The organism is Brachybacterium paraconglomeratum (assembly GCF_039541415.1).
GTDB classification, from domain to species: Bacteria; Actinomycetota; Actinomycetes; order Actinomycetales; family Dermabacteraceae; genus Brachybacterium; species Brachybacterium paraconglomeratum_A.
Window position 1 is genome coordinate 1 of the sequence record NZ_BAABGE010000008.1, and the last position, 20,873, is coordinate 20,873.

Here is a 20,873-nt window from a genome sequence, read left to right on the forward strand (position 1 = left end):
TCATCGGAGTCACCTGACCTGCCATATAGCGTCTGAAGAACCCCGCCGTTTAACGAACGAAGTCACACTATTCGCAACCGCGGGTCACGTGTGATCGAGGTGTGCTGCTGGGGTATACCCCAACGAGACGACCGTTTCCCTCGCCGTCGAGTAGGCAGAACTCGGCGGGTCTGCGCGGTCTCGCGGCAAGGAGAGGTGGCCGTCGGATTCGGTGTGCGTCAACCTGTCCTGCAGCGCAGTGGCTCTCGATCTCGAGTCGCTCTCCAACGACGCCGCCTCCGCCGTTGATGACAACTCACGCGAGGTCGACGATGCAATCTCCTGGATCGCCGAGAAACCTCCGAACGCATCCGGCGACCCCAGCGAGTGACCCGCCGCACGGCGGGGCCGATCCGTCGAGCATCGACTTCGACTCCGCGCGAAAGCTTCACCTTCGTCGCAGCCGTCTCCAGGTGCAGGGGCTCAGCGGTGCAGCGAGAGGTTGATCGGCCAGCGAACGCCCTGGGGTTGCGCGTCACGGTCAGTTCGGGTCGTCATGGCGCCAGTGCTCCGCAGGTCCCCGGGGCCCGGGCGGAGGGCTCCGATCGTCGTGACCAACTGTCATACTCCGGTGATCGCGACCCTGCTATCAGAGGTGCCAAGATGTCTGTACCCCCGCATCACGCCATCAGCTATATCGAGTTCGGTGTCACGGATCTGACCGTTGCTCGTGCCTTCTATGAGTCGGCTTTCGGGTGGGAGTTCAATGACTACGGCCCGTCGTACAGCGGAATCAGGTCACCCGACGGAACGGGGGAGGTCGGTGGACTGACCTCTGCCTCGGCGCCCACCGGCGACGGCCCTCTGATACTGCTCTTCTCCGAAGACCTGGACGCGACCGTCGAGTCCGTGCGGGCTGCAGGCGGAAGCATCACGGCAGCGCCCTACGAATTCCCGGATGGGCGACGGTTCGAGTTCACGGATCCGAGTGGGAATCGGCTGGGCGTGTACGCCGAGGCCTGATCGCGCTCGGTTGCGAGGTGCACGCCAGCAGACCTGAAGAATTGAGCAGGCCCCTCAGCCCTTCAGCCCGCTCTGGGCGAGGCCCTGGATGAAGTGGCGCTGCGCGACGATGAACACGAGCAGCACAGGCACCGCAGTGAGGGTGGTCGCGGCGAGCTGGATGTTCCACATCTGACCGCCGTAGGCGTCGACGTACTGCGTCAGCGCCCTCGGCAGCGTGTAGTTCTCCCGGCTGGAGAGGAACACCACGGGTTCGAGATACATGTTCCAGGACTTCAAGAAGGTGATGATCCCGACCGCGGCAAGGGCAGGGCCCGCCAGGGGCAGGGCGACCTTCCAGAAGAGCCCCCACCGGCTCAAGCCGTCGATGCGCCCCGCCTCCTCGAGCTCATCGGGAAGGGTCACGAAGAACTGCCGCATGATGAAGGTCGCTAGCACACTGGGCGCCCCGAAGATCGGGATGACGATGAGGGGCCAGTGGGTGTCGATCAGTCCCATCGCGGTGACCGCCCGGAACATCGGCACGATCGTCACCTCGATCGGGACCAGCAGCCCCACCAGCACCACGAGGAACAGCAGGTTCTGCCCGCGGAAACGGATGCGCGCGAAGCCGTACCCGGCGAGCGAGGACACCACCATCGTGCCCACGGTGACGACCACGGCGATGTAGACGCTGTTCCAGTACTGCCGGGCGAAGGGCTGCAGCTCGAACACCTGGCGGTAGCTCGAGAAGTCAGGGCTCTTCGGCCAGAGGCTCGGCGGGACCTGCAGGATCTCACTGGTGGTCTTCAGGCTCGAAGTGATCATCCACCACGTGGGAAAGGCGAAGGGGATCGCCAGCACCACCATCACGGCCACCACCAGGAGCGTGGTGCGGCGCCGACCGCGCATCCGTCGCGGCTTCACCCTCGCACCCGGCCTCGTAGCCGTCTTCGCGCTCCCGCCAGCGGTCCGGCTCGGCGTCAGCTTCAGTGTCGGCTCAGCGCTCATGATGGACCCACCTCCGTCGGGTCTGCCACTGCAGCAGGGTCAAGCCCAACACGATCGCGAACAGCAGCATGGCAATCGCGCTCGCGTAGCCGAAGTCGTTGAAGCGGAACGCCCGCTGGTAGAAGTAGTAGACGAGCACGTTGGTGGAGTTCCCGGGACCACCGCCGGTGAGCACGTCGATCAGGGCGAAGGTCTCCAGCGAGCCGACCACGGTGATGATCGAGACCAGCAGCACGGTGGGGCTGATCATCGGGAGGGTGATCGAGAAGAGACGGCGCGCGGCGCCCGCCCCGTCGATGCGTGCCGCCTCGAGCATCTCCTCGGGAACGCCCTGGAGGGCCGCGAGGAAGAGCACCATGTTCAGACCCACGTTCTTGAACACCTGCACGACGACGACGGCGAGCATCGCCGACCAGCCCTCGCGCAACCAGTTCGGACCCTCGATGCCCAGAACACCGAGGAGGGAGTTGATCCCGCCGCTGTTCTGCAGCAGGAAGCCCCACACGATCGACCAGGCCACCAGCGAGACCACGACCGGGGAGAAGAACACGACCCGGAAGAAGGTCGAGCCGCGCACCTTCTGATTCAGCAGCACCGCCAGCAGCAGGGCGAGGGAGATGTTCAGAACCACCACCCCGGCCGAGAACAGGACAGAGGCGCCGAGCGAAGCACGCAGTGTCCTGTCCTCGAGCAGGGCGGTGTAGTTCTCCGCACCGGTGAAGCGGAACTGTCCCGACAGCGCATTCCAGTCATGCAACGAGTACCAGGCCACCGCCCCCAGCGGGAGGATCACCAGCAGCACGGCTCCGAGCACGCTCGGCGCGACGAAGAGGTATCCCAGCATCGAGTCCCTCCGCTGCCAGGTGCTGCGCCGTCGCGCCGAGGCCTCGACGGCTGCGGTCATGAGTCCAGCAGCGGCTGAGCGGCGGTGCACACCTCGCCCAGCACACCGGCGATGTCTGCCTCCTCGGTCCACAGCGGATCCAACGCGCTGCGGATCGTGGTCTGCAGCTCGGCGAAGTTCGCGTGGGCGGGCTTGGTGATCGCATCGGTGATCCCGTCGATCACCGCCCTCTGCAGCTGATCCTCGCTGAACAGCGGGTTCGCGGCGCCCAGGGTCTCCGCGGTGAGCAGCGAGACCCTGGGCGGCGGGAAGTACTGTGCGAGCTTCTCGGCTGCGGCGGGGCTGGTGAAGTGGGCCAGGAAGTCGGCGGCGATCTCCGGCGCCTGCCCGTCTGCGAGCACCCCGATGCCGGCCTGTCCCACCACGTTCTGCTGGGTGGCGGGGCCCGCGGGCAGGGGAAGCACGTCCCACTCGAAGGAGTCGTCGAGGTTCGAGGCCCGGGAGATCTGGGTGATCGTCATGGTCGCCTGGCCGGCGAAGAAGTCGATCTCATCGCCCGGTCCGGGCATCGCCTTCGTGGTGAAGGCGGCCTCATGCAGGAAGGTCATCGCGTCGGTCATCGACTCCTCGGTGAAGCCGCAGGTGGTGCCGTCCTTGCTCCATGCTTCGGCACCGAAGCCGGCGTACACGGTGGCGAGGTTCTCCCAGGTCGCGTAGTTGAAGTCGCGCACGATGAGACCTGCGCCCCCGAGCTGCTCGACCGTGGCCGCACTGACCTCCATGGCCTGCTCGTAGGTCCAGTTCCCGGCCTCGAAAGCGGCGACGAGATCGTCCTGTCCCGCCTCCTGCAGCCGGGTGGTGTTCAAGAACATGCAGAAGGGCGAGTTGGAGAACGGATAGGCATACAGCCCGTCCTCCCCCTGCCAGAGCGTGAGCGCGGCCGGGTCGATGTCGTCGTACTCGTACCCGTCGGCACCTTGCAGGGTCTCCCCCACTTCGACCAGTGCACCGGATTGCACGAACTCGGGCGCATTGCTCTCGAAGATCCATGCCAGGTCCGGGGCGTTGCCACCGGAGAGCTGGGTGGTGAGCGCGGTGGTGTAGTCCTCGAAGGGGATGGTCTCGAAGGTGACGCCGGAGACGGTCTCCGCATGCGCCGCGACGTACTCGTCGGCGATCTCCTGGAACAGTGCGAGCTGACCTTCGTCTGCGGTCCAGACGGTCATGCGGAGTTCGACGGGTCCGTCCGGGGTGCCTCCCCCTCCGCCTCCGCAGGCGGTGGCGGTCATCCCGAGGGCGGCGGCGAGGGCGGTACCGGTGGTGAAACGGCGGCGGGTGATCATGATCTTCTCCTTTGAAGGATCGGTGATGCGGTGAGCGGTGTGGGTCAGTAGCCGTGGACAGTGTCTGGCCAGCGCAGCTCGACGCCATCGGCCTCGAGCAGCGCCTGCAGGTCGGAGACCTGCTGCGGTGACGCATGCGTGGCATGCGGGGTGGTGCCCGCCCCGAGGCAGTGCACGGCCAGCAGGCCGGCTGCCTCCCCGAGGTTCCATTCGACCGGGTGCAGTCGGTAGCACCCGTTGGTGATATGGGTGGTGGCGACGTTCTTGCAGGCCGCGAGCAGGTTCGTGGTGCGTTGCGGGATGATCATCCCCAGGGGGATCTCGAAGGGCTCGGCGGGCACGTCGATGTAGTTGTCCCCGCCGGTGGAGGGATGCAGGTCGATCCGGTACATGCCGATGCCGACGGAATCCGCATAGCTCCGGGCCCCCTGGTCACCGCGGATCTCCCCGGAGACGTCCTGCTCCCGCACGGTGTCCAGCCCGCGGATGCGGCGGGACTCGCGGTGATAGGGCGCCATGGCGAGACCGTCCTCAGTGCCCATCACGTCGGCCCGCAGCCGCAGTCCGGGCCAGCCACGGCCGCCATCGGGTCGGGGCGCTTCCGTCTGCATCCAATGCAGCATCGACAGGGAGAGCTGCTTGGCATCGTCCAGGCTCTCCTCGTACTCCTGCTCGGACACGTCCAGCGTGGTGCGCTCGAAGTAGTCGATGCTCGGCCAGTTGATCAGGCAGATATCGCTCGCGAAGGCACCGGGCTCGAAGAGGTCCCGGGCGATGATCCGGCGGAAGCTCCACAGATTCCCGTCCCCGGGGTCCTTCGACTGGTCGGCGGTGACGGCGAGCGCATCATCTCCCGGGTTCGGGGAGAAGTGGCGGTGGCTGGTCTCCAGGGTGCGCGGGTTCGGCGCAGTCCAGGAGATGATCGGTGCTCCCCAGTATTCGGGCTGGACCGCGGTCCAGTGCTCATAGCGTTCAGGCCGGGGGATCGTATGGTCCTCGCCCTCCAGGTGATCGACCGCGAAGCAGTAGGTCAATGCCTGGACGTTCTCGGGCTGGGCGTTCTCGGGGGCACTGGGCTCCCCGGTCTCGGCCCGGGACTCAAAGCCAGTGACGTATTCGGTGCCCGTCAGAGGCAGCAGCTCGCCGGTCTCGGTGGCATCGATGACGTAGGAGGCCTCGACGGTGTACTCCTCCCCCGTCTCCAGCGAGCGCAGCGTCACGGAGGTGACGGCGTCCCCGTCGGTTCCTGCGGCGACCGGGCGCGCTCGCAGGTCGACGGTGAGGCGCCGACTCGCGGTGTGCGGCGCGATCATCGCTTCGATCACGGCCAGCCCTGCCCGCGGCTCATGGCAGAGCTTCGAGACCCAGCCCGCACCGGGGTTGAGGTCCGGGCGGGCGCGAGCGGCGTCGGTGAGCGGATAGTGGCGCCGGTAGTGGTCCCGGATGCCGTCGCGAAGCTCCCGGTAGGAGGCGGTGCAGCCGAATTCCTCGATCCACGGATGCTCATCCGGGGGCACGCCCTGGCTGGTCAGCTGACCGCCGAGCCAGTCGAACTCCTCGGTGAGGTGGACGCGCAGGCCGTGGCGCGCGGCGGCGAGGGCAGCGGCGACGCCGCCGAGGCCACCGCCGACCACGAGGACGTCGACGCGGGGATCATGAGGGGTCATCGGTGGGTCTCCTGAGTGGGTGAGGGGGCGGGTCCGGTGGTGCTGCCTGCTGTGACGGTGCAGGGCAGAAGGATCTGGGTCTCGCCGGGTCGGGACGGGTTCTGCAGCAGGCGCAGGAGCATCTGCACGGACCCGGCGCCCATCTCGTGGCGCGGGATCGTGAACCCGCTCCATTCGACGGTGGAGGGGTAGAGGTGCTCCGGGTCGCCGAGGCGGGCGATGGAGAGATCTGCGGGCAGCTCGAGCCCGCGGGAGAGCGCGAGCATGCGGAGCTTCGCCGCCAGGTCCGGGGTGGCGGCGATCGCCGTGGTCCCGGTGCCGAGCACGTCCTCGAGCAGCGGGGCTACCTCGGAGGCTTCTCCGTCAAGGCGGAGTGCGCTCACATCGAGTCGCTGCACCGCCCGGTCGAATCCCTGGCGCCGGTCGATGCCGGACTCGTGCTCGGGGAACTCGAGGGCCAGCGCGATCCGGCGGTGCCCGAGCGCGGCGAGGTGCTCGACGACCTGCTCAGTCGCCGTGCCGTAGTCGGCCCCGACGTAGGGCACCTCGGCGCCGTCGGCCTCCCGACGACCGATGAAGACGAAGGGGTAGTCGTGGGCGAGCAGTTCGGACAGGTCGCGGCGGTGGCTGTGGCGGCCGAAGAGCAGGCAGCCGTCGGCCAGGTGCAGCCGGCCCCGCCGTGCCCAGTCGCGCAATCCCTCGCGACCCCGCGCGGGATCGCCGCCGTGACTCGAGGTGAACAGCAGCAGGTCGACGTCCTGCTGAAGGGCCTCGGCCTCGATGCCGCGCAGGAACGGGTAGTAGAAGTCGCTGGAATCATGCGGGAAGACCGGCTCGTAGGTGAAGACGCCGAAGACGGAGGTGCGCCCACCGGCGAGATGCTTCGCGGCGAGATTGCCCCAGTACCCGGTCTCCTCGACCGCTGCCAGGATGCGCAGCCGGGTCTCCTCGGTGAGCCGCCCACGCGCTTCGGGACCGTCATTGAGCGCCATCGACACGGTCGCCTGGCTCACGCCTGCTGCGCGAGCGACGTCGGCCTGCGTGGGCCTCGTCCTCTCGGTCATCGTCTGTCGCCCCATCGGCCCTCCCAGGATCATGACGTCATCGTCGTGAGCCGAAGCACACCAGGTTATGCGCATAACGGCAAGCATTCCGTCCGGGTTGGTCCGAATCAGACGCTCCGTGCGCGGTCCCCTCCCCCGTTGCCCCGCCCGCGCGCGCGGGGTACGGTCAGCGCAGTGGCGACACGAGCGACGACGAGGTGGATCGTGATCAACGCATGGCCTTCCGTTCCGACCTTCCGGAACGAGCTCGGATGACCGCGACCCGCTGGTCACCGACGGATTCTGCCTACCAGGCGCGGCTTCTGCGCGCCCATGAGGACCTGCGCTCGCATGCGGAGCTGCGCGGCGGCAGGGACCTGATCCGTGAGCCCGTGCTCGCCTCCTGGCGACGCTCGCTCGCCGCCCTGCCTGCGGACACACTTCCCGCCGGCGCCGTGCTCGAGGGCGATGAGCTGGCCGCGGCGCGCCAGGAGCATCTCTTCTCGGCAGTGCTGCCGCTGCTGCGCTCGCGGCTGATCGAACCCGCGGTCGAGGCCGGGCTGATGGTCGCGCTGGGTGATGCCCGAGGCAGGCTGCTGTGGGTCGAGGGGCGGCCGCACCTGATCTCCCGCGCAGACGACATGGGCTTCGCCGTCGGCGCCGACTGGTCCGAGAGCGCGATGGGCACCTCCGCCCCGGCCCTCGCCCTGACCACCAGCTCCTCGATGCAGGTGGTCGGCGCTGAGCACTTTCATGAGGCCGTCCATCCCTGGAGCTGCAGCGCCGTGCCGGTGCTGCATCCCCATACCGGCGCGACCCTCGGTGTCCTGGACGTCACCGGCACCGCCGAGGCGGTCTCCCCGCTCGTGCTGCCGCTGCTCGAGGCCACTGCCCGCGCGGTCCAGGACGAGCTGCGCGCGATGCTTCCGCTCCGCCCTGCCGCGGATGCGCCGCACGGCCGCCGTCCGCGGATCCTCCCCCGCTCCCCCGCCCTCCCGGTCAGGGTCGAGCTGCTGCTCACCGGACGCCACACCCCGCTGCTGCGCCAGGGCGCAAGGAGCATCGAGCTCAGCGGCCGCCATGCCGAGCTGCTCACCCTCCTGCACCTCAGCCCCGACGGCATCAGCGGCGGCGAGCTCGCCGAGCAGCTGCACGGCAGCGTGGCAGGTGAAGGCACCGTGCGCGCGGAGGTGGTGCGGCTGCGCAAGGTGCTCGCCGGCGTCCCCGAGCTGGAGATCGCCTCGCGCCCGTATCGCCTGCTCGGTCCCGTGGACAGCGATCTGCTGCGCGCCCGGGCCGCGTTGGATCGAGGGGACCTCGACGGCGCGCTCACCCAGGCCATGGGAGAGCTCCTGCCCGCCTCCGAGGCCCCGGCGCTCCGTCGGCTGCGCCGCCTCACGAACGCGCACCTTCGTGAGCTCGTGCTCGAGATCGGGACTTCGGCTCAGCTGTGGCAGTACGCCCAGCGCCCCGAGACCCAGGACGACCTCGAGGTGCTGATGGCGATCCTCTCGCTCGCCCCGGCGGATGCCCCCGAACGCTCCGCCGCCGTGGCCCGCGCCCGGGTGCTGCGCGGCGAGACCGCCTGAGCGCCGCGCGATCGCGCCCGCGCGCAAGTGCCCTCGCTAGCCCCGCCCACGCCGCCTCGCACCCCTCGCACCCCTCGCACCCCTCGCACCGACCAGCGAGCGTTACATAGTGGGGGGATGCCGCGATCTATCGCCCCACTTCGTCACGCTGGCGGGGCGCACCCGCGCAACGTTGATGCAACGTGACCTGGGTTACGGTGTCGGCACACCCGACGCTGTCGTCGGCTGCGCACCGCTGCGAAAGGAATGCCATGACTGTCTATGCACACCCCGGCACCGAGGGCGCGAAGGTCACCTTCAAGCCCCGCTACGAGAACTACATCGGCGGCCAGTGGGTCCCGCCCACGAAGGGCGAGTACTTCGAGAACCCCACCCCGGTCACCGGCAAGGTCTTCACCGAGGTGGCCCGCTCCACCTCCGAGGACATCGAGAAGGCGCTCGACGCCGCCCACGCCGCGGCCCCGGCCTGGGGGAAGACCTCCGTGGCCGAGCGCGCGGTGATCCTCAACAAGATCGCCGATCGCATCGAGGACAACCTCGAGATGCTCGCCGTGGCCGAGACCTGGGACAACGGCAAGGCGATCCGCGAATGCCTGAACGCGGACCTGCCGCTCGCGGTGGATCACTTCCGCTATTTCGCCGGCGCGATCCGGGCCCAGGAGGGCGCGCTCTCCCAGCTCGATGACGACACCGTCGCCTATCACTTCCATGAGCCGCTCGGCGTGGTCGGGCAGATCATCCCCTGGAACTTCCCGATCCTGATGGCGGTGTGGAAGCTGGCTCCCGCGCTCGCGGCCGGCAACTGCGTGGTGCTCAAGCCCGCCGAGCAGACCCCGGTCTCGATCCTGGTCCTCGCCGAGCTGATCGGCGACCTGCTGCCGGACGGCGTGCTGAACATCGTCAACGGCTTCGGCGTCGAGGCCGGCAAGCCGCTCGCCTCGAACAAGCGGATCGCGAAGATCGCGTTCACCGGCGAGACCACCACCGGCCGCCTGATCATGCAGTACGCCTCGCAGAACCTGATCCCGGTGACCCTGGAGCTGGGCGGCAAGAGCCCGAACCTCTTCTTTGAGGACATCGCCTCGCAGCAGGACAACTTCTACGACAAGGCCCTCGAGGGCTTCGCGATGTTCGCCCTGAACCAGGGCGAGGTGTGCACGTGCCCCTCGCGCGCCCTGGTGCAGGAGTCGATCTACGACAGCTTCGTGGCCGACGGGATCGAGCGGGTCAAGGCCATCAAACAGGGCGACCCGCTGGACACCGACACCATGATGGGTGCCCAGGCCAGCAACGATCAGCTCGAGAAGATCCTCTCCTATATCGACATCGGGAAGCAGGAGGGCGCGAAGCTGCTCCTCGGCGGCAAGCGCGCAGATCTCGGCGGGGAGCTCTCCGGCGGCTACTACGTGGAGCCCACGATCTTCGAGGGCGACAACTCGATGCGGATCTTCCAGGAGGAGATCTTCGGCCCGGTGCTCGCGCTGACCCGCTTCAGCGACTACGACCAGGCGATCTCGATCGCGAACGACACCCTGTACGGGCTCGGCTCGGGCGTGTGGAGCCGGCAGCAGAACACCATCTACCGGGCCGGTCGCGCGATCCAGGCCGGTCGCGTCTGGGTGAACAACTACCACTCCTACCCGGCGCACTCCGCGTTCGGCGGGTACAAGTCCTCCGGCATCGGCCGCGAGAATCACCTGATGATGCTCGACCACTACCAGCAGACGAAGAACCTGCTGGTCTCCTACTCGGAGAACAAGCTCGGCTTCTTCTGAGCCGGCCCGGCACAGTCCTGAGCCACCACTGCATGACCGCCGACGGGCGGGTCGACCGATCTCGCATCGGACGGCCCGCCCGTCGGCCTATGCTGGAGTTCAGAGCACTCCTCGACCCCTGCGCGATGACGCGCCCACCGACGGGAGATGAGAACGATGCCCCACCTGCTCGATGTGCCCGGCATGAGCCGCTGGATCCAGCGCGACGGCCCGGAGCACCTCCTCACCGGCCTCATGCAGTGCCTCGCCGAGGACCTGCGCCGCTGGGACTCCTTCGAGAAGACCCCCCGCCTGGCCAGCCACACCCCCTTCGGCGTGATCGAGCTGATGCCGATCACCGACGGGGAGCTGTACTCGTTCAAGTACGTCAACGGCCACCCGATGAACCCGGCCCGCGGCCTGCAGACGGTCACCGCCTTCGGCGTGCTGGCCGACGTGGACAACGGCTATCCGATCTTCTTCGCGGAGATGACGCTGCTGACCGCGCTGCGCACCGCGGCGCAGTCAGCCCTGGCCGCACGCGAGATGGCACGGGCCGGAGCGCAGGTCCATGCCCTCATCGGAGCAGGTTCCCAGGCCGAGTTCCAGGCCCTCGCCTTCCGCGCGGCGCTCGGGATCGATCAGCTGCGCGTGGTGGACCTGGATGCCGCGGCCGTGGAGAAGGTGCGCCGCAACCTCGAGCCGCTCGGATTCACGGTCGCGCTGTGCGAGAGCGTCGAGGAGGCGGTCGAGGGCGCGGACGTGATCACCACCTGCACCGCCGACAAGGCCCGCGCCGCGGTGCTGCACCGGGACCAGGTGCGGCCCGGCACGCACATCAACGCGATCGGCGGCGACTGCCCCGGGAAGACCGAGCTCGATCCGGCGCTGCTCGAGGCGGCCCGCGTGGTCGTCGAGTTCGAGCCACAGACCCGACTCGAAGGCGAGATCCAGCAGCTGCCGCCCGAGTTCGAGGTGACCGAGCTGTGGCAGGTCATCACCGGGGAGGCCCCCGGCCGCACCGATGACGAGGAGATCACGCTCTTCGACTCGGTCGGCTTCGCCCTCGCGGACTTCTCAGCGCTGCGCTATGCGCAGCAGGCGACCGAGGGCACCGACCTGCTGCAGTGGATCGACATGATCGCCGATCCGGATGACCCGAAGGATCTGTTCTCGCTGGTGACCGACCCCGTCCGCTGAGAGGAGCTCAGCGCTCAGAGCTCGGCGCGGCGGGCTCGGCCTGCTCGGCACGCGGCGCGGCGGGCTCGGTGCCGGTGATCCGGCCGAGCCCGTTCATCAGGTGGTAGATGATCAGCGCCGCCGCGGTGCCGAGCGCGATGCCGGTCAGGGTGATGCCGCCGAAGGTCCAGGTCACGTTCGCGATGCCCACGACCAGGGCGACCCCGGCGGTGAACTGGTTCTTCGGGCGGGAGAAGTCGACCTTGCCGTCCAGCCACATGCGCACGCCGACGATGCCGATCAGGCCGTACAGCACGAAGGTCACCCCACCGAGCACGCCCGAGGGGATGGTGAAGATCGCCGCCCCCACCTTCGGGGAGAGCGAGAGCAGGATCGCGACGATGCCGGCCACCCAGTAGGCGGCGGTGGAGTAGACGCGGGTGGCGCTCATGACGCCGATGTTCTCGCCGTAGGTGGTCGTCGGCGAGCCGCCGAAGCCGGCGGAGAGAGCGGTGGCCAGACCGTCGGAGGTGAGCGTGCGGCCCACCATGTGGTCCAGGTTCCGGTTCGTCATCAGGCCCACGCTGGTCACGTGGCCCACGTTCTCGGCCAGCAGCACGACCACCACAGGCAGGAACATCGGCAGCAGGCCCAGGTTGAACTCCGGGTGATGGAACTCGGGCAGGCCCAGCCAGGCGGCATCGGCCACCGGCGAGAAGTCGACCTCGCCGCGCGACACGGCCACGACGTAGCCGACCAGCACGCCCAGCAGCACCGAGACCCGACCCAGCAGGCCCTTGAACAGGGCGGTGCACAGCACCACCGCGAACAGGGTGATGGTCGCGGTGACGGGCGAGTCATCGAAGTTGTCGTAGGCGTTGGGTGCGAGGTTGAAACCGATCAGCGCCACGATCGAGCCCATCACCACCGGAGGCATGAGCAGCCCGATCCAGCGGGTGCCGATCTTCTGGACCAGCAGCCCCAGCAGCGCCAGCAGCACCCCGGTGACCATCACGCCGCCGAGCGCCGCACCCATCGAATCCGCCTGGGTGGAGGCGGTGATCGGGGCGATGAAGGCGAAGGAGGAGCCGAGATAGCTGGGCACCTTGTTCTGGGTGATGATCAGGAACAGCAGGGTGCCGATGCCGGAGAACAGCAGGGTGGTCGAGGGCGGGAAGCCCGTCAGCAGCGGCACCAGGAAGGTCGCGCCGAACATCGCGACCACGTGCTGGGCGCCGATGCCGATGGTCAACGGCCAGGCCAGCCGCTCCTCGGGCAGGACGATCGCGTCCGGGGCGATGGTGCGGCCGTTTCCGTGCAGGCTCCAGCGGAACATGGTTCTCCAGGGGGTGAGGAGGGCGAGAGGTGGGGAGGGTGCAGGGGTGAGGGCGTGCAGGCGTGGGCCGGGTCAGGCCCCGGGGAAGTTCTTCCGACGGGCCGTCTCCTCGGTGACGTCCGGGACCCGGTCCAGCAGGGAGACGCGCCCCCCGTCGCGGGCCCGGAAGTCGGCGAACATCCGGGTGAGGTCCGGGGCGCCGAACTCGTCGCGCACCGGGGCCGGCACCGTGAGCATCAGCGCTGCGGCGAGGCCGATGAACAGCGCGACCCCACCCGTGGCCAAGCCTGCCCCAGCGGCCATCGCGAGCGAGTTCACGATCACGTCGAGGAAGCCGACGACCGTCAGCACCAGCGCGGCGACCACGCCGCTGGCCCGGGCGGTCACGGCGGGGCGCGAGAGCAGCGAGGTGCGCCCGAACAACGAGACCACCACGAAGCAGCCGCAGACCACCGCATCGATCAGGTGCAGCACCGGGCTGCCGGGAGCCTGCCCCGTGGTCGCGACGATCGCGGCCAGCAGATGCCAGAGCACGGCGGCGGCGTGCATCACCGTGCTGAGCTCGAAGGCTCGCACGGTGTAGACCAGCCAGTCGGTGCGGCGGAACGAGACCGGCATGGTCCGCACGAAGGAGCGGGAGATCATCAGCCCGAACGCGGCGACCAGGAACGGCAGGTAGACGAAGCCGGAGGCGAAGCTCAAGGGTGCGGCGAACTGGAGCCCGAGGCTGTTGTCGGCGAGCGCGGCGATCACCAGCGCACCCACCACCGCCGTGGAGGTGACGTACCAGGACCGCTCCCGGCGCAGCGCGGAGGCCAGCACGATCCCCAGCAGCAGGGCGGAGACCAGCGCGTTGGCGAAGGTCATCAGCGAGAACGCCCAGCCCGTGGTGAACACGCGGCCCACGATCATCACGGTGGCGATCAGCAGGGAGAGCGCCGTGGCCACGGCCACGCCCTGCAGCGCGATCCGGGCCGCGCGCCGGGCCCGCGCCTGGGGCAGGTAGCCCTCGTGGGCACGCGGCTCGATGCCGAGGATCGCACCGAGCAGGAGCAGGGAGACGCCGATGCCGATGCCGACCGGTGGTCCCTCGGGGAGGGAGGCGAAGAGCTTCGGCAGGGACAGCACCAGGTCCGCGACGATCACGGCGACCGGGACGAGCAGCGCGGGCAGCAGCCCGACCACGCGCAGGATCCGCACAGCGGCCAGCGGCGGCTTCTCGGGGACCCAGCGCAGCAGGTGCACGATCAGCAGGGTCGCGAGGCCGGTGCCGATCGCGATCTTCCCGAGCAGCTCCAGCAGCGGGCTCTCGGCGAGGGTGAAGGTGGTGGTCAGCGCCGTGGCCAGGCAGACCAGGGCGAACACGTCCCGCAGGGCATCGAACACGCCCAGCTCCTTGAAGCGGTCCGGGAGCACGAAGCCGTTCAGCGGGATCTCATCGTCCTCCGCGTTCGGGGTGGTGCCGGAGCGCGCATAGGAGACGGTGCCCGGACGCGACAGCGGCGAGACCAGTCCCCGCTCCGCGGCAGCATCTGCTGCTGCGGCGGCGGCTTCGTCGTCCTCCGCTTCCAGCACCGGGATCGCCCCGGTGACCGGTTCCGGTTCTGCGGTGCTGTCCAGGCCGCTGACGCCCGAGCTGCTGAGGTCCAGGTGGCTCAGGTCGACCGTCTCGTTCTCGCCGGCCGGCAGCGTCGGGGCGACGCCCCGACGGGCGAGCAGCGGGGTGGCGTAGCGGTCGAACGCGGCACGATCCGGCAGCCGGTCGGTGGGCAGGCTGTGCGGGTCGTCGATCGCGAAGATCCAGTCGTCGTCCTGGTCCCGGTGCTGACCGTCCCGTGGCTCCCTGTCCATCGACCTTCTCTCCTGCCGTGCGACGCCCTGGGGCCGTCCGTGACTGCGCTCCATGCGCGGGTGTGCGCTTGCATCCTAGGGAGGGGACGGGCACAGTCCCCGTCGGCGCGCCGTGAGGCCGGTGCGCAGTGCGTCTCAGAGATGCAGCCGGGTGGCGAGCTCGTGGCGCACAGCCCCGCCGCGCACAGTCAGCAGCAGCACCACCACGATCACGCTGAGACCGCCGCAGATCGCCGACGGGATCACGGTGTCCACCCAGCCCAGGGCCAGGAACACGATCGGAGTGAGGCCCAGCAGCACGGTGAGCCCGCTGTAGACGACGTAGTCGCCCAGCTCCATCCGGACCACGCGGGCGGTGATCAGCAGCCCCACGATCGAGGCGGCGCAGACGATCGGCACCACGAAGGTCAGGGACCAGCCGTCCCAGCCGGAGAGGTAGTCCCAGTAGACGCAGACGCCACCCGCGGCCACCACCAGGTAGACGATGAACTTGGCGAGGTTGCGGCGCTTGCTCACCGCCATCACCACCACCAGCCAGGTCGTCGCGATCCCGAGCCAGACGCTGCGCAGCGCTCCGATGCCGTCGTCGTCGGTGCCGAACAGCAGCTGGGCGACGTAGGACAGCACGATCACGCCCAGCGAGGAGAGAGCCAGGACCCTCAGCACCCGCCGCCGGGAGAAGCGCAGCGGCACCGCCGGGTAGGGGCCGGGGACGGGCTCGCCCACCAGAGTGGCCCCGCACAGCGGGCAGCGGATCCAGTCGCCCTCGACCTGGACCGTGCAGTCGGGGCAGCGTCTCATGTCCCGAACTCCAGCAGCTCGTCCTCGGAGACCCGGGCCGCGGAGACGGTGACCTCGATGCCTGCCTCGGTGAGCAGCGCGGCGTACTCCCGCACGTGGGCGGTCTGCACGAAGGGGGCGGTGAAGCTGAGGGTGAGCTGACCGTCATGCGAGATGGCGCAGAACTGCGGGCGCACCGCGGAGACGTGGAACAGCATCCGTCCCACGTGGGACTCGGCGGGCTCGGGCAGCGTGACCCGGCCCAGGTTGGAGATCGCGACGGTCAATCTGCGGTTGTTCGCGTAGTTGATCACGCTCAGCAGTCGATCCTTGACCGGCCGCGGCACGATCCGGGCCAGCGCCATGCGCTCCACCCGGATCAGCTTCTGCAGTTTCTGCTCGAGAGCCTCCGGGGTGGCCTCGGCGGAGAAGTGCTCCTGGAGCCCGCGGGCCACGGCCCCGGGTGAGTCGTCGCCGTGGCCGTAGGTGTGCTCGACCCGGATGGTCGCGAAGAAGTTCCGGGCGGAGGTCGAGGGGAAGAACTGGCGCAGGTTCACCGGCACCGATGCCGCCATCGTCGGTGCCCCGTGTGCGCGGCGAGCATCCGGCTCCCCGGCCTCGCTGCGGCGGATCGCTTCGAAGAACAGTGCGGTGAGATACATCGTCAGCGCCACCCCCTCCGCTTTCGCCAGGCCCAGCACGGGCCGCGCCGGCATCGTCAGCTCGATGATGCGCGTGCGATGGTCGGGGGTGCGGGTGCCGCGCACCCGGTGGATCCGCCGCCGGGCCGGGCCCGGGGCGGCAGGGTCGGCGGGCGCGACGGGTTCCTCCTCCGGGAGCGGTTCGTCGGCTTCTTGGACCGTGAGCACCGCGGGGGCGGCCTCCCGGCTGAACTCCTCCTGATGGGCGTCCTGCTCGGGGTCGAGCGGGCGACGCCGACGTCGGAAGTAGTGCGCGAACGAGTCGGTGGTCAGCTCATGGACCTCTTCGGCAGCCTGCGCTCCGGGATGCGTGCCGACGGCCGCGAGCGGCGGGTCCGGCCGCTCCGCCGCTCCCGGACGCGCCTCGACCTCCGCCGCGGGGCGGGGCGGGACCTCCTCGGGGAACCGCCGACGGGAGTAGCCCGCCAGCAGGTCGGTGAGGAACCACAGCGCCCCGGTGCCGTCGGAGAGCGCATGGAAGATCTCGAGGCTGATGCGCCGGCGGTGATGGACCACCCGGAACAGCAGGGTGCGCCGGTCCGGCTGGTAGATCGCGGCGCAGCTGGGGAGGGTCTCCTCCTCCACCACGGGATGCAGGTCGCTGTCCTGGAGGTAGTACCAGAACACCCCTCGGCGCAGCACTGCGTGGTACAGCGGGAAGCGCTCGAAGGTCTCTTCGAGGGCCTCCTGCAGGAGTGCCGGATCGACCTCGTGATCCAGCTCGGCGCTCATCCGGAACACCTTGGGGTCCCGATCACTGCGGGTCGCAGGAAAGATGTTCGAGGCGTTGTCCAGGCGGACCCAGTGCCGTCGGCGCACGGGCCTGCTCATGAGCTTTCCTGCCCGGGGGCGTCCTGGTCGAGGAACTGGTCGATCACCTCGTAGGCCTCCCGCAGCGGGCGGGTGAATCGCGGGAGGGTGATGAAGCCGTGCAACGCCCGTGCGACCCGGTGGAGGCGCACTCGGTTGCCGGCCTCCTCGAGCGCTCGGGCGTAGGCCTCGCCCTCGTCGCACAGCAGGTCCAGCTCGGCGGTGATCATGAGGGTGTCCGGCTGCCCGGAGAGATCAGTGGCCATCAGCGGGGAGACCAGACGGTTCTTCCGCTGCTCAGGATCGGGGACGTACATGTCAAAGTAGTCCTGGATCTCGGTGTTGGTCAGCCGATAGTCCTCGCCGTGATGACGCACGGAGGCGAAGGGCGAGGTCTCCGGGTCGTGGTCCCAGTGCGTGACCGGGTACAGCAGGATCTGCCGGGAGGGCGGGCGATGTCCGCGCTCGCGCAGCAGCAGGGAGACCGCCGCGGCGAGGTTCCCGCCGGCGGAGTCGCCCATCAGCACGATCTGGTCCGCATCCTCGAGCCCGGCCCGTCGGGGATCCTCGAGCAGCCGGCGGGTGGTGCCGTAGCAGTCCTCGAGCGCCGCCGGGAACGGGTGCTCGGGGGCCAGCCGGTAGTCGACCGACGCCACCCGGCAGCCGGTGAGGTCGGCCATGGTGGCGCAGGCGGGGGTGTAACTCTCAATATCGCCGGTGACCCAGCCGCCGCCGTGGAAGAACAGCAGCAGCTCGTCGCGACGCTGCTCGCGCGGGGTGAACACGCGCACCGGCACGCGCCGGCCGGACCCGCTGTCGGAGAAGGTGTCCCAGGTGGGGGTGCGATAGCGGGCTGGCGGCAATGCGGCCAACTGTCGCTGCAGGTGTCGAACCCGCTCGTAATCCTCCCGCACGTCGACGCGGCCGAGAGCGACGAGGCGCAGCGCGAGCCTCAGCAGCGGGTTCACGGCCGGTGGTCCGTGAGTGCGGGGAGCGGGTCCATGCCGTAAGGATAGTCAGCGCCGAGGGTGCCTCCGCTCAGTGCCTGCCGCCTCAGCGCAGAGCTGCCCTCTCCGCCGCGAAACGCACTGCGGGGCCGGCCTCGAGCCGCCCCTCCCCCATCTCCACCACCGGACCGATCAGCAGGCGGTGGGTGGCGGCATCGACGGCCTGCTCGACGCGGATCGCGAAGTGGGCGAGCACACCGGGCAGGATCGCGTCGCCGTCACCGGTGCGGGTGACCTCGAGTCCGGTGAGCATCCCCTGCAGCGGGGCACCCGGGGTGCCGAAGCGGTCCGCGAGCTCGTGCTGGTCCTCGGCGAGCAGGTGCAGACAGAAATGCCCCGCCTCCTCGACCGCCTCCGCCGCCCGCGACATGCCGTACAGCGCGATCAGCATGGTGGGCGGGTCATAGGAGACGTCGAGATAGGAATCGACGGTCACGGCGAGATCGTGGGAGCCCTGCCGGGTGCTGACCACCGCGAGCCCCACCACGAGCAGGTCGCTGAGGCGGCGGTACTCGTCCTGGTCGACGGGATCCTGGCCGACGGAGTTCGACACGTGGTTCAACGGGCGGTCGGGAACATGCGGGCCCGGGCCGAGCTCGAGTCCATGACCTCTTTGCCGAAGGGGAAGCAGGTCACCGGGATCAGCTTCAGATTCGCCCAGGCCAGCGGGATGCCGATGATGGTGACAGCCTGGGCGAGCGCGGTGCCCACGTGGCCCAGCGCCAGCCACCAGCCGGCGATCACGAACCAGATCACATTGCCCAGCGTGCTCATCGCGCCGCCGCCGCCGGTGTCCACGACCTCGCGGCCGAAGGGCCACAGCACGAAGCCAGCGATCCGGAAGGAAGCGAGGCCGAAGGGGATGGTGACAATGAAGATGCAGGCGAGGATGCCGGCGAGCAGGTAGCCGAGGAACAGGGCCCAGCCGGCGGTCAGCAGCCAGATGACGTTGAGGATCAGGGTCAGAAGGGAGCGCATGGGTCCAGCCTAAGGACCCGCGGCGACAGTGGCCATGGGGGTATCCCCACGCCGAACCTGCGGGAAGCCGCTGCCCGCGGCCGCCGGGTCTGTCCAGCATCACGCCCTGGCGCGCGGGAACGGCTCCCTGCGCCGATTACCCTGGAGGCATGCCTGCTCCCGAGATCGCGCTGACCCAGCGTTTCCAGTCCGCCTTCACCGCCGCCTTCGGACCCGAGTTCGCCGACGCGGATCCGATCATCCGCCCCTCCCAGTTCGCGGACTTCCAGTGCAATGCCGCGATGGGACTCGCGAAGCGCCTGGGGAGGAAGCCCCGCGACATCGCCGCCGAGATCCTCGCCGCAGTGGACCTGGACGACATCGCCGAGACTCCCGAGATCGCGGGCCCCGGCTTCCTGAACATCCGCCTGCGCACCGACTGGATCGCCGCGCAGGCGGCCGAGCTCTCCGCCGATGCGCGCCTCGGCATCCCCTCCCCCGAATCCCCGGACACCGTGGTGGTCGACTACTCGGCGCCGAACGTCGCCAAGGAGATGCACGTCGGGCACCTGCGCACCACCGTGGTGGGCGACTCGATCGTGCGCACGCTCGAGAAGCTCGGCCACACCGCGATCCGCCAGAACCACATCGGCGACTGGGGCACGCCCTTCGGCATGCTCATCGAGCATCTGCTCGAGGTGGGCGAGGACAGCGCCGAGGCGGATCTGCTGAAGTCGGACCCGAACGCCTTCTACCAGGCGGCGCGCGGCAAGTTCGACACCGCCGAGGCCGCCGGAGCCGCGGCCGACGGCAGCGACTTCGCGTCCCGTGCCCGCAAGCGCGTGTCCACCCTGCAGTCCGGGGATGCCGAGTCCCTGCGCATCTGGACGAACCTGGTGGAGCTGTCCAAGCAGTACTTCCACCGCATCTACGACATGCTCGACGTGACCCTCACCGACGAGCACCTGGCCGGCGAGTCCAGCTACAACGACCTGCTCGAGGCGGTCTGCACGGACCTGGAGGCCGCCGGGATCGCGCGGATCTCCGACGGCGCGCTGTGCGTCTTCCCCGAAGGCTTCCTGGGCCGTGACGAGCAGCCGCTGCCGCTGATCATCCGCAAGTCCGACGGCGGCTACGGCTATGCCACCACCGACCTCGCCGCGATCCGTCACCGCACCACCACGCTCGGGGCGGACCGCATCGCCTATGTGGTGGGCGCCGCCCAGGAGCTGCACTTCCAGATGGTCTTCAGCGCGGCCCGCGAGGCCGGCTGGCTGCCGGGCGACGTCCAGGCGCAGCACGTGAAGATCGGCTCGGTGCTCGGCGAGGACGGCAAGATCCTGCGCACCCGCTCCGGCTCCTCGCTGCGGCTGATGGCGCTGCTCGAAGAGGCCGTGAGCACGGCCAGCACCGTCATCGAGGAGCTGCGCCCGGACCTGCCCGAGGCGGAGCGGGAGCAGATCGCCCACGACATCGGCATCGGCGGCGTGAAGTACGCCGATCTCTCCACCGCGCATGACTCGGACTACACCTTCGATCTGGACCGGATGCTGGCCCTGACCGGAAACACCGCCCCGTACCTGCAGTACGCGGTGGCGCGGATCCGCTCGATCAGCCGCAAGGCCGCCGCCCAGGGGGTCACAGCCGGCGCCGCCCCGCGGGTCGAGAACGACGCGGAGCGGGCGCTCGCGCTCGCCCTGCTGGAGTTCGGGCCGACGCTCACCGCCGTCGGCGCCGAGTTCGAGCCGCACCGGCTGTGCGCCTACCTGTTCTCTCTCGCCCAGGCGTTCACCTCCTTCTACGAGGCCTCCCCGATCCTCAAGGAGTCCGACGAGGAGATCCGGGCCGGCCGCCTGGCGCTCGCGCAGCTGAGCGAGCGGGTGCTGGTGGAGGGTCTCGATGCCCTGGGTGTGAACGCCCCTGAACAGATGTGACGCCCAGTTCACAGACGGCGGGCAACCCGCGGCAATTCATACAGCTGTCGGCCGTCGTGACCGAAACGTGGCCCGACGTTATCCAA

General features: G+C 69.3%; 17 protein-coding genes. 5 read left to right on the top strand and 12 right to left on the bottom strand.

The genetic code is table 11. From position 1 onward, the window contains the following. Positions 1–642: 642 nt before the first annotated feature. Positions 643–1,002: a VOC family protein gene (locus ABD893_RS12880; protein ID WP_345080823.1), complete on the top strand. Its 360-nt coding sequence runs from the start codon at positions 643–645 to the stop codon at positions 1,000–1,002. Positions 1,003–1,056: 54 nt separating this feature from the next. Here ABD893_RS12880 and ABD893_RS12885 read toward each other — a convergent pair whose 3' ends face one another. The 5 genes from ABD893_RS12885 to ABD893_RS12905 form a co-directional block, all read right to left on the bottom strand. After that, positions 1,057–1,908, bottom strand: a complete 852-nt coding sequence (locus ABD893_RS12885) for a carbohydrate ABC transporter permease (protein ID WP_345080826.1) — start codon at positions 1,906–1,908, stop codon at positions 1,057–1,059. Positions 1,909–1,981: 73 nt separating this feature from the next. Beyond that, on the bottom strand, positions 1,982–2,896 hold the full coding sequence (locus ABD893_RS12890) for a carbohydrate ABC transporter permease (protein WP_345080829.1): 915 nt from the start codon (positions 2,894–2,896) through the stop codon (positions 1,982–1,984). Next, positions 2,893–4,179 (bottom strand): ABC transporter substrate-binding protein, encoded by a 1,287-nt coding sequence (locus ABD893_RS12895; protein WP_345080834.1) that lies wholly within the window; start codon positions 4,177–4,179, stop codon positions 2,893–2,895. Before ABD893_RS12895 ends, ABD893_RS12890 begins: the two co-directional genes overlap by 4 nt. A 44-nt stretch (positions 4,180–4,223) precedes the next feature. Continuing rightward, positions 4,224–5,846: an FAD-dependent oxidoreductase gene (locus ABD893_RS12900; protein WP_345080837.1), complete on the bottom strand. Its 1,623-nt coding sequence runs from the start codon at positions 5,844–5,846 to the stop codon at positions 4,224–4,226. Beyond that, a complete protein-coding gene (locus tag ABD893_RS12905) occupies positions 5,843–6,910 on the bottom strand; it encodes a LacI family DNA-binding transcriptional regulator (RefSeq protein WP_345080840.1) in 1,068 nt (355 codons plus the stop codon). Before ABD893_RS12905 ends, ABD893_RS12900 begins: the two co-directional genes overlap by 4 nt. Positions 6,911–7,161: 251 nt before the next feature. Here ABD893_RS12905 and ABD893_RS12910 point away from each other — a divergent pair, with 251 nt between their 5' ends. The 3 genes from ABD893_RS12910 to ABD893_RS12920 all read left to right on the top strand — a co-directional run bounded on the left by ABD893_RS12910 (position 7,162) and on the right by ABD893_RS12920 (position 11,432). Next, positions 7,162–8,478 carry a sigma-54-dependent transcriptional regulator family protein gene (locus tag ABD893_RS12910; protein ID WP_345080843.1) on the top strand — a complete coding sequence of 439 codons (1,317 nt, stop codon included), beginning with the start codon at positions 7,162–7,164 and terminating at the stop codon, positions 8,476–8,478. Between the two features lie 251 nt (positions 8,479–8,729). Then, complete coding sequence (gene exaC / locus ABD893_RS12915; RefSeq protein WP_345080846.1) at positions 8,730–10,253, top strand: acetaldehyde dehydrogenase ExaC; 1,524 nt, start codon at positions 8,730–8,732, stop codon at positions 10,251–10,253. 156 nt (positions 10,254–10,409) lie between these two features. Then, positions 10,410–11,432, top strand: a complete 1,023-nt coding sequence (locus ABD893_RS12920; protein ID WP_345081313.1) for an ornithine cyclodeaminase — start codon at positions 10,410–10,412, stop codon at positions 11,430–11,432. A 7-nt stretch (positions 11,433–11,439) separates the two neighbouring features. On the opposite strand, the gene ABD893_RS12925 is transcribed toward ABD893_RS12920, so the two are convergent. The 7 genes from ABD893_RS12925 to ABD893_RS12955 all read right to left on the bottom strand — a co-directional run bounded on the left by ABD893_RS12925 (position 11,440) and on the right by ABD893_RS12955 (position 18,874). After that, a complete protein-coding gene (locus tag ABD893_RS12925) occupies positions 11,440–12,747 on the bottom strand; it encodes a uracil-xanthine permease family protein (protein ID WP_345080849.1) in 1,308 nt (435 codons plus the stop codon). A 72-nt stretch (positions 12,748–12,819) separates the two neighbouring features. Further along, complete coding sequence (locus ABD893_RS12930) at positions 12,820–14,598, bottom strand: DUF7937 domain-containing protein (protein ID WP_345080851.1); 1,779 nt, start codon at positions 14,596–14,598, stop codon at positions 12,820–12,822. Positions 14,599–14,733: 135 nt separating this feature from the next. Further along, positions 14,734–15,399 (bottom strand): DUF6320 domain-containing protein, encoded by a 666-nt coding sequence (locus tag ABD893_RS12935; RefSeq protein WP_345080854.1) that lies wholly within the window; start codon positions 15,397–15,399, stop codon positions 14,734–14,736. Further along, a complete protein-coding gene (locus ABD893_RS12940) occupies positions 15,396–16,910 on the bottom strand; it encodes an alcohol acetyltransferase (RefSeq protein WP_345080857.1) in 1,515 nt (504 codons plus the stop codon). Before ABD893_RS12940 ends, ABD893_RS12935 begins: the two co-directional genes overlap by 4 nt. Further along, complete coding sequence (locus ABD893_RS12945; RefSeq protein ID WP_345080860.1) at positions 16,907–17,857, bottom strand: alpha/beta hydrolase; 951 nt, start codon at positions 17,855–17,857, stop codon at positions 16,907–16,909. Before ABD893_RS12945 ends, ABD893_RS12940 begins: the two co-directional genes overlap by 4 nt. An 85-nt stretch (positions 17,858–17,942) precedes the next feature. Next, positions 17,943–18,449: a flavin reductase family protein gene (locus ABD893_RS12950; protein ID WP_345080863.1), complete on the bottom strand. Its 507-nt coding sequence runs from the start codon at positions 18,447–18,449 to the stop codon at positions 17,943–17,945. 5 nt (positions 18,450–18,454) lie between these two features. Then, positions 18,455–18,874: a YccF domain-containing protein gene (locus tag ABD893_RS12955; RefSeq protein ID WP_345080866.1), complete on the bottom strand. Its 420-nt coding sequence runs from the start codon at positions 18,872–18,874 to the stop codon at positions 18,455–18,457. A 149-nt stretch (positions 18,875–19,023) separates the two neighbouring features. On the opposite strand from ABD893_RS12955, the gene argS reads away from it, so the two are divergent. After that, positions 19,024–20,787, top strand: coding sequence for an arginine--tRNA ligase (argS, locus tag ABD893_RS12960; protein WP_345080869.1), 1,764 nt, complete (start codon positions 19,024–19,026; stop codon positions 20,785–20,787). Positions 20,788–20,873: the final 86 nt, after the last annotated feature.

What these genes read in the sequence shown, in the direction of transcription:
- ABD893_RS12880 (WP_345080823.1), top strand. Translation starts at nt 643, where the DNA reads ATGTCTGTACCCCCGCATCACGCCATCAGCTATATCGAGTTCGGTGTC.
- ABD893_RS12890 (WP_345080829.1), bottom strand. Translation starts at nt 2,896, where the DNA reads ATGACCGCAGCCGTCGAGGCCTCGGCGCGACGGCGCAGCACCTGGCAG.
- ABD893_RS12920 (WP_345081313.1), top strand. Translation starts at nt 10,410, where the DNA reads ATGCCCCACCTGCTCGATGTGCCCGGCATGAGCCGCTGGATCCAGCGC.
- ABD893_RS12940 (WP_345080857.1), bottom strand. Translation starts at nt 16,910, where the DNA reads ATGAGCAGGCCCGTGCGCCGACGGCACTGGGTCCGCCTGGACAACGCC.
- ABD893_RS12910 (WP_345080843.1), top strand. Translation starts at nt 7,162, where the DNA reads ATGACCGCGACCCGCTGGTCACCGACGGATTCTGCCTACCAGGCGCGG.
- ABD893_RS12955 (WP_345080866.1), bottom strand. Translation starts at nt 18,874, where the DNA reads ATGCGCTCCCTTCTGACCCTGATCCTCAACGTCATCTGGCTGCTGACC.
- exaC (WP_345080846.1), top strand. Translation starts at nt 8,730, where the DNA reads ATGACTGTCTATGCACACCCCGGCACCGAGGGCGCGAAGGTCACCTTC.
- ABD893_RS12905 (WP_345080840.1), bottom strand. Translation starts at nt 6,910, where the DNA reads ATGACCGAGAGGACGAGGCCCACGCAGGCCGACGTCGCTCGCGCAGCA.
- argS (WP_345080869.1), top strand. Translation starts at nt 19,024, where the DNA reads ATGCCTGCTCCCGAGATCGCGCTGACCCAGCGTTTCCAGTCCGCCTTC.
- ABD893_RS12935 (WP_345080854.1), bottom strand. Translation starts at nt 15,399, where the DNA reads ATGAGACGCTGCCCCGACTGCACGGTCCAGGTCGAGGGCGACTGGATC.
- ABD893_RS12895 (WP_345080834.1), bottom strand. Translation starts at nt 4,179, where the DNA reads ATGATCACCCGCCGCCGTTTCACCACCGGTACCGCCCTCGCCGCCGCC.
- ABD893_RS12900 (WP_345080837.1), bottom strand. Translation starts at nt 5,846, where the DNA reads ATGACCCCTCATGATCCCCGCGTCGACGTCCTCGTGGTCGGCGGTGGC.
- ABD893_RS12930 (WP_345080851.1), bottom strand. Translation starts at nt 14,598, where the DNA reads ATGGACAGGGAGCCACGGGACGGTCAGCACCGGGACCAGGACGACGAC.
- ABD893_RS12925 (WP_345080849.1), bottom strand. Translation starts at nt 12,747, where the DNA reads ATGTTCCGCTGGAGCCTGCACGGAAACGGCCGCACCATCGCCCCGGAC.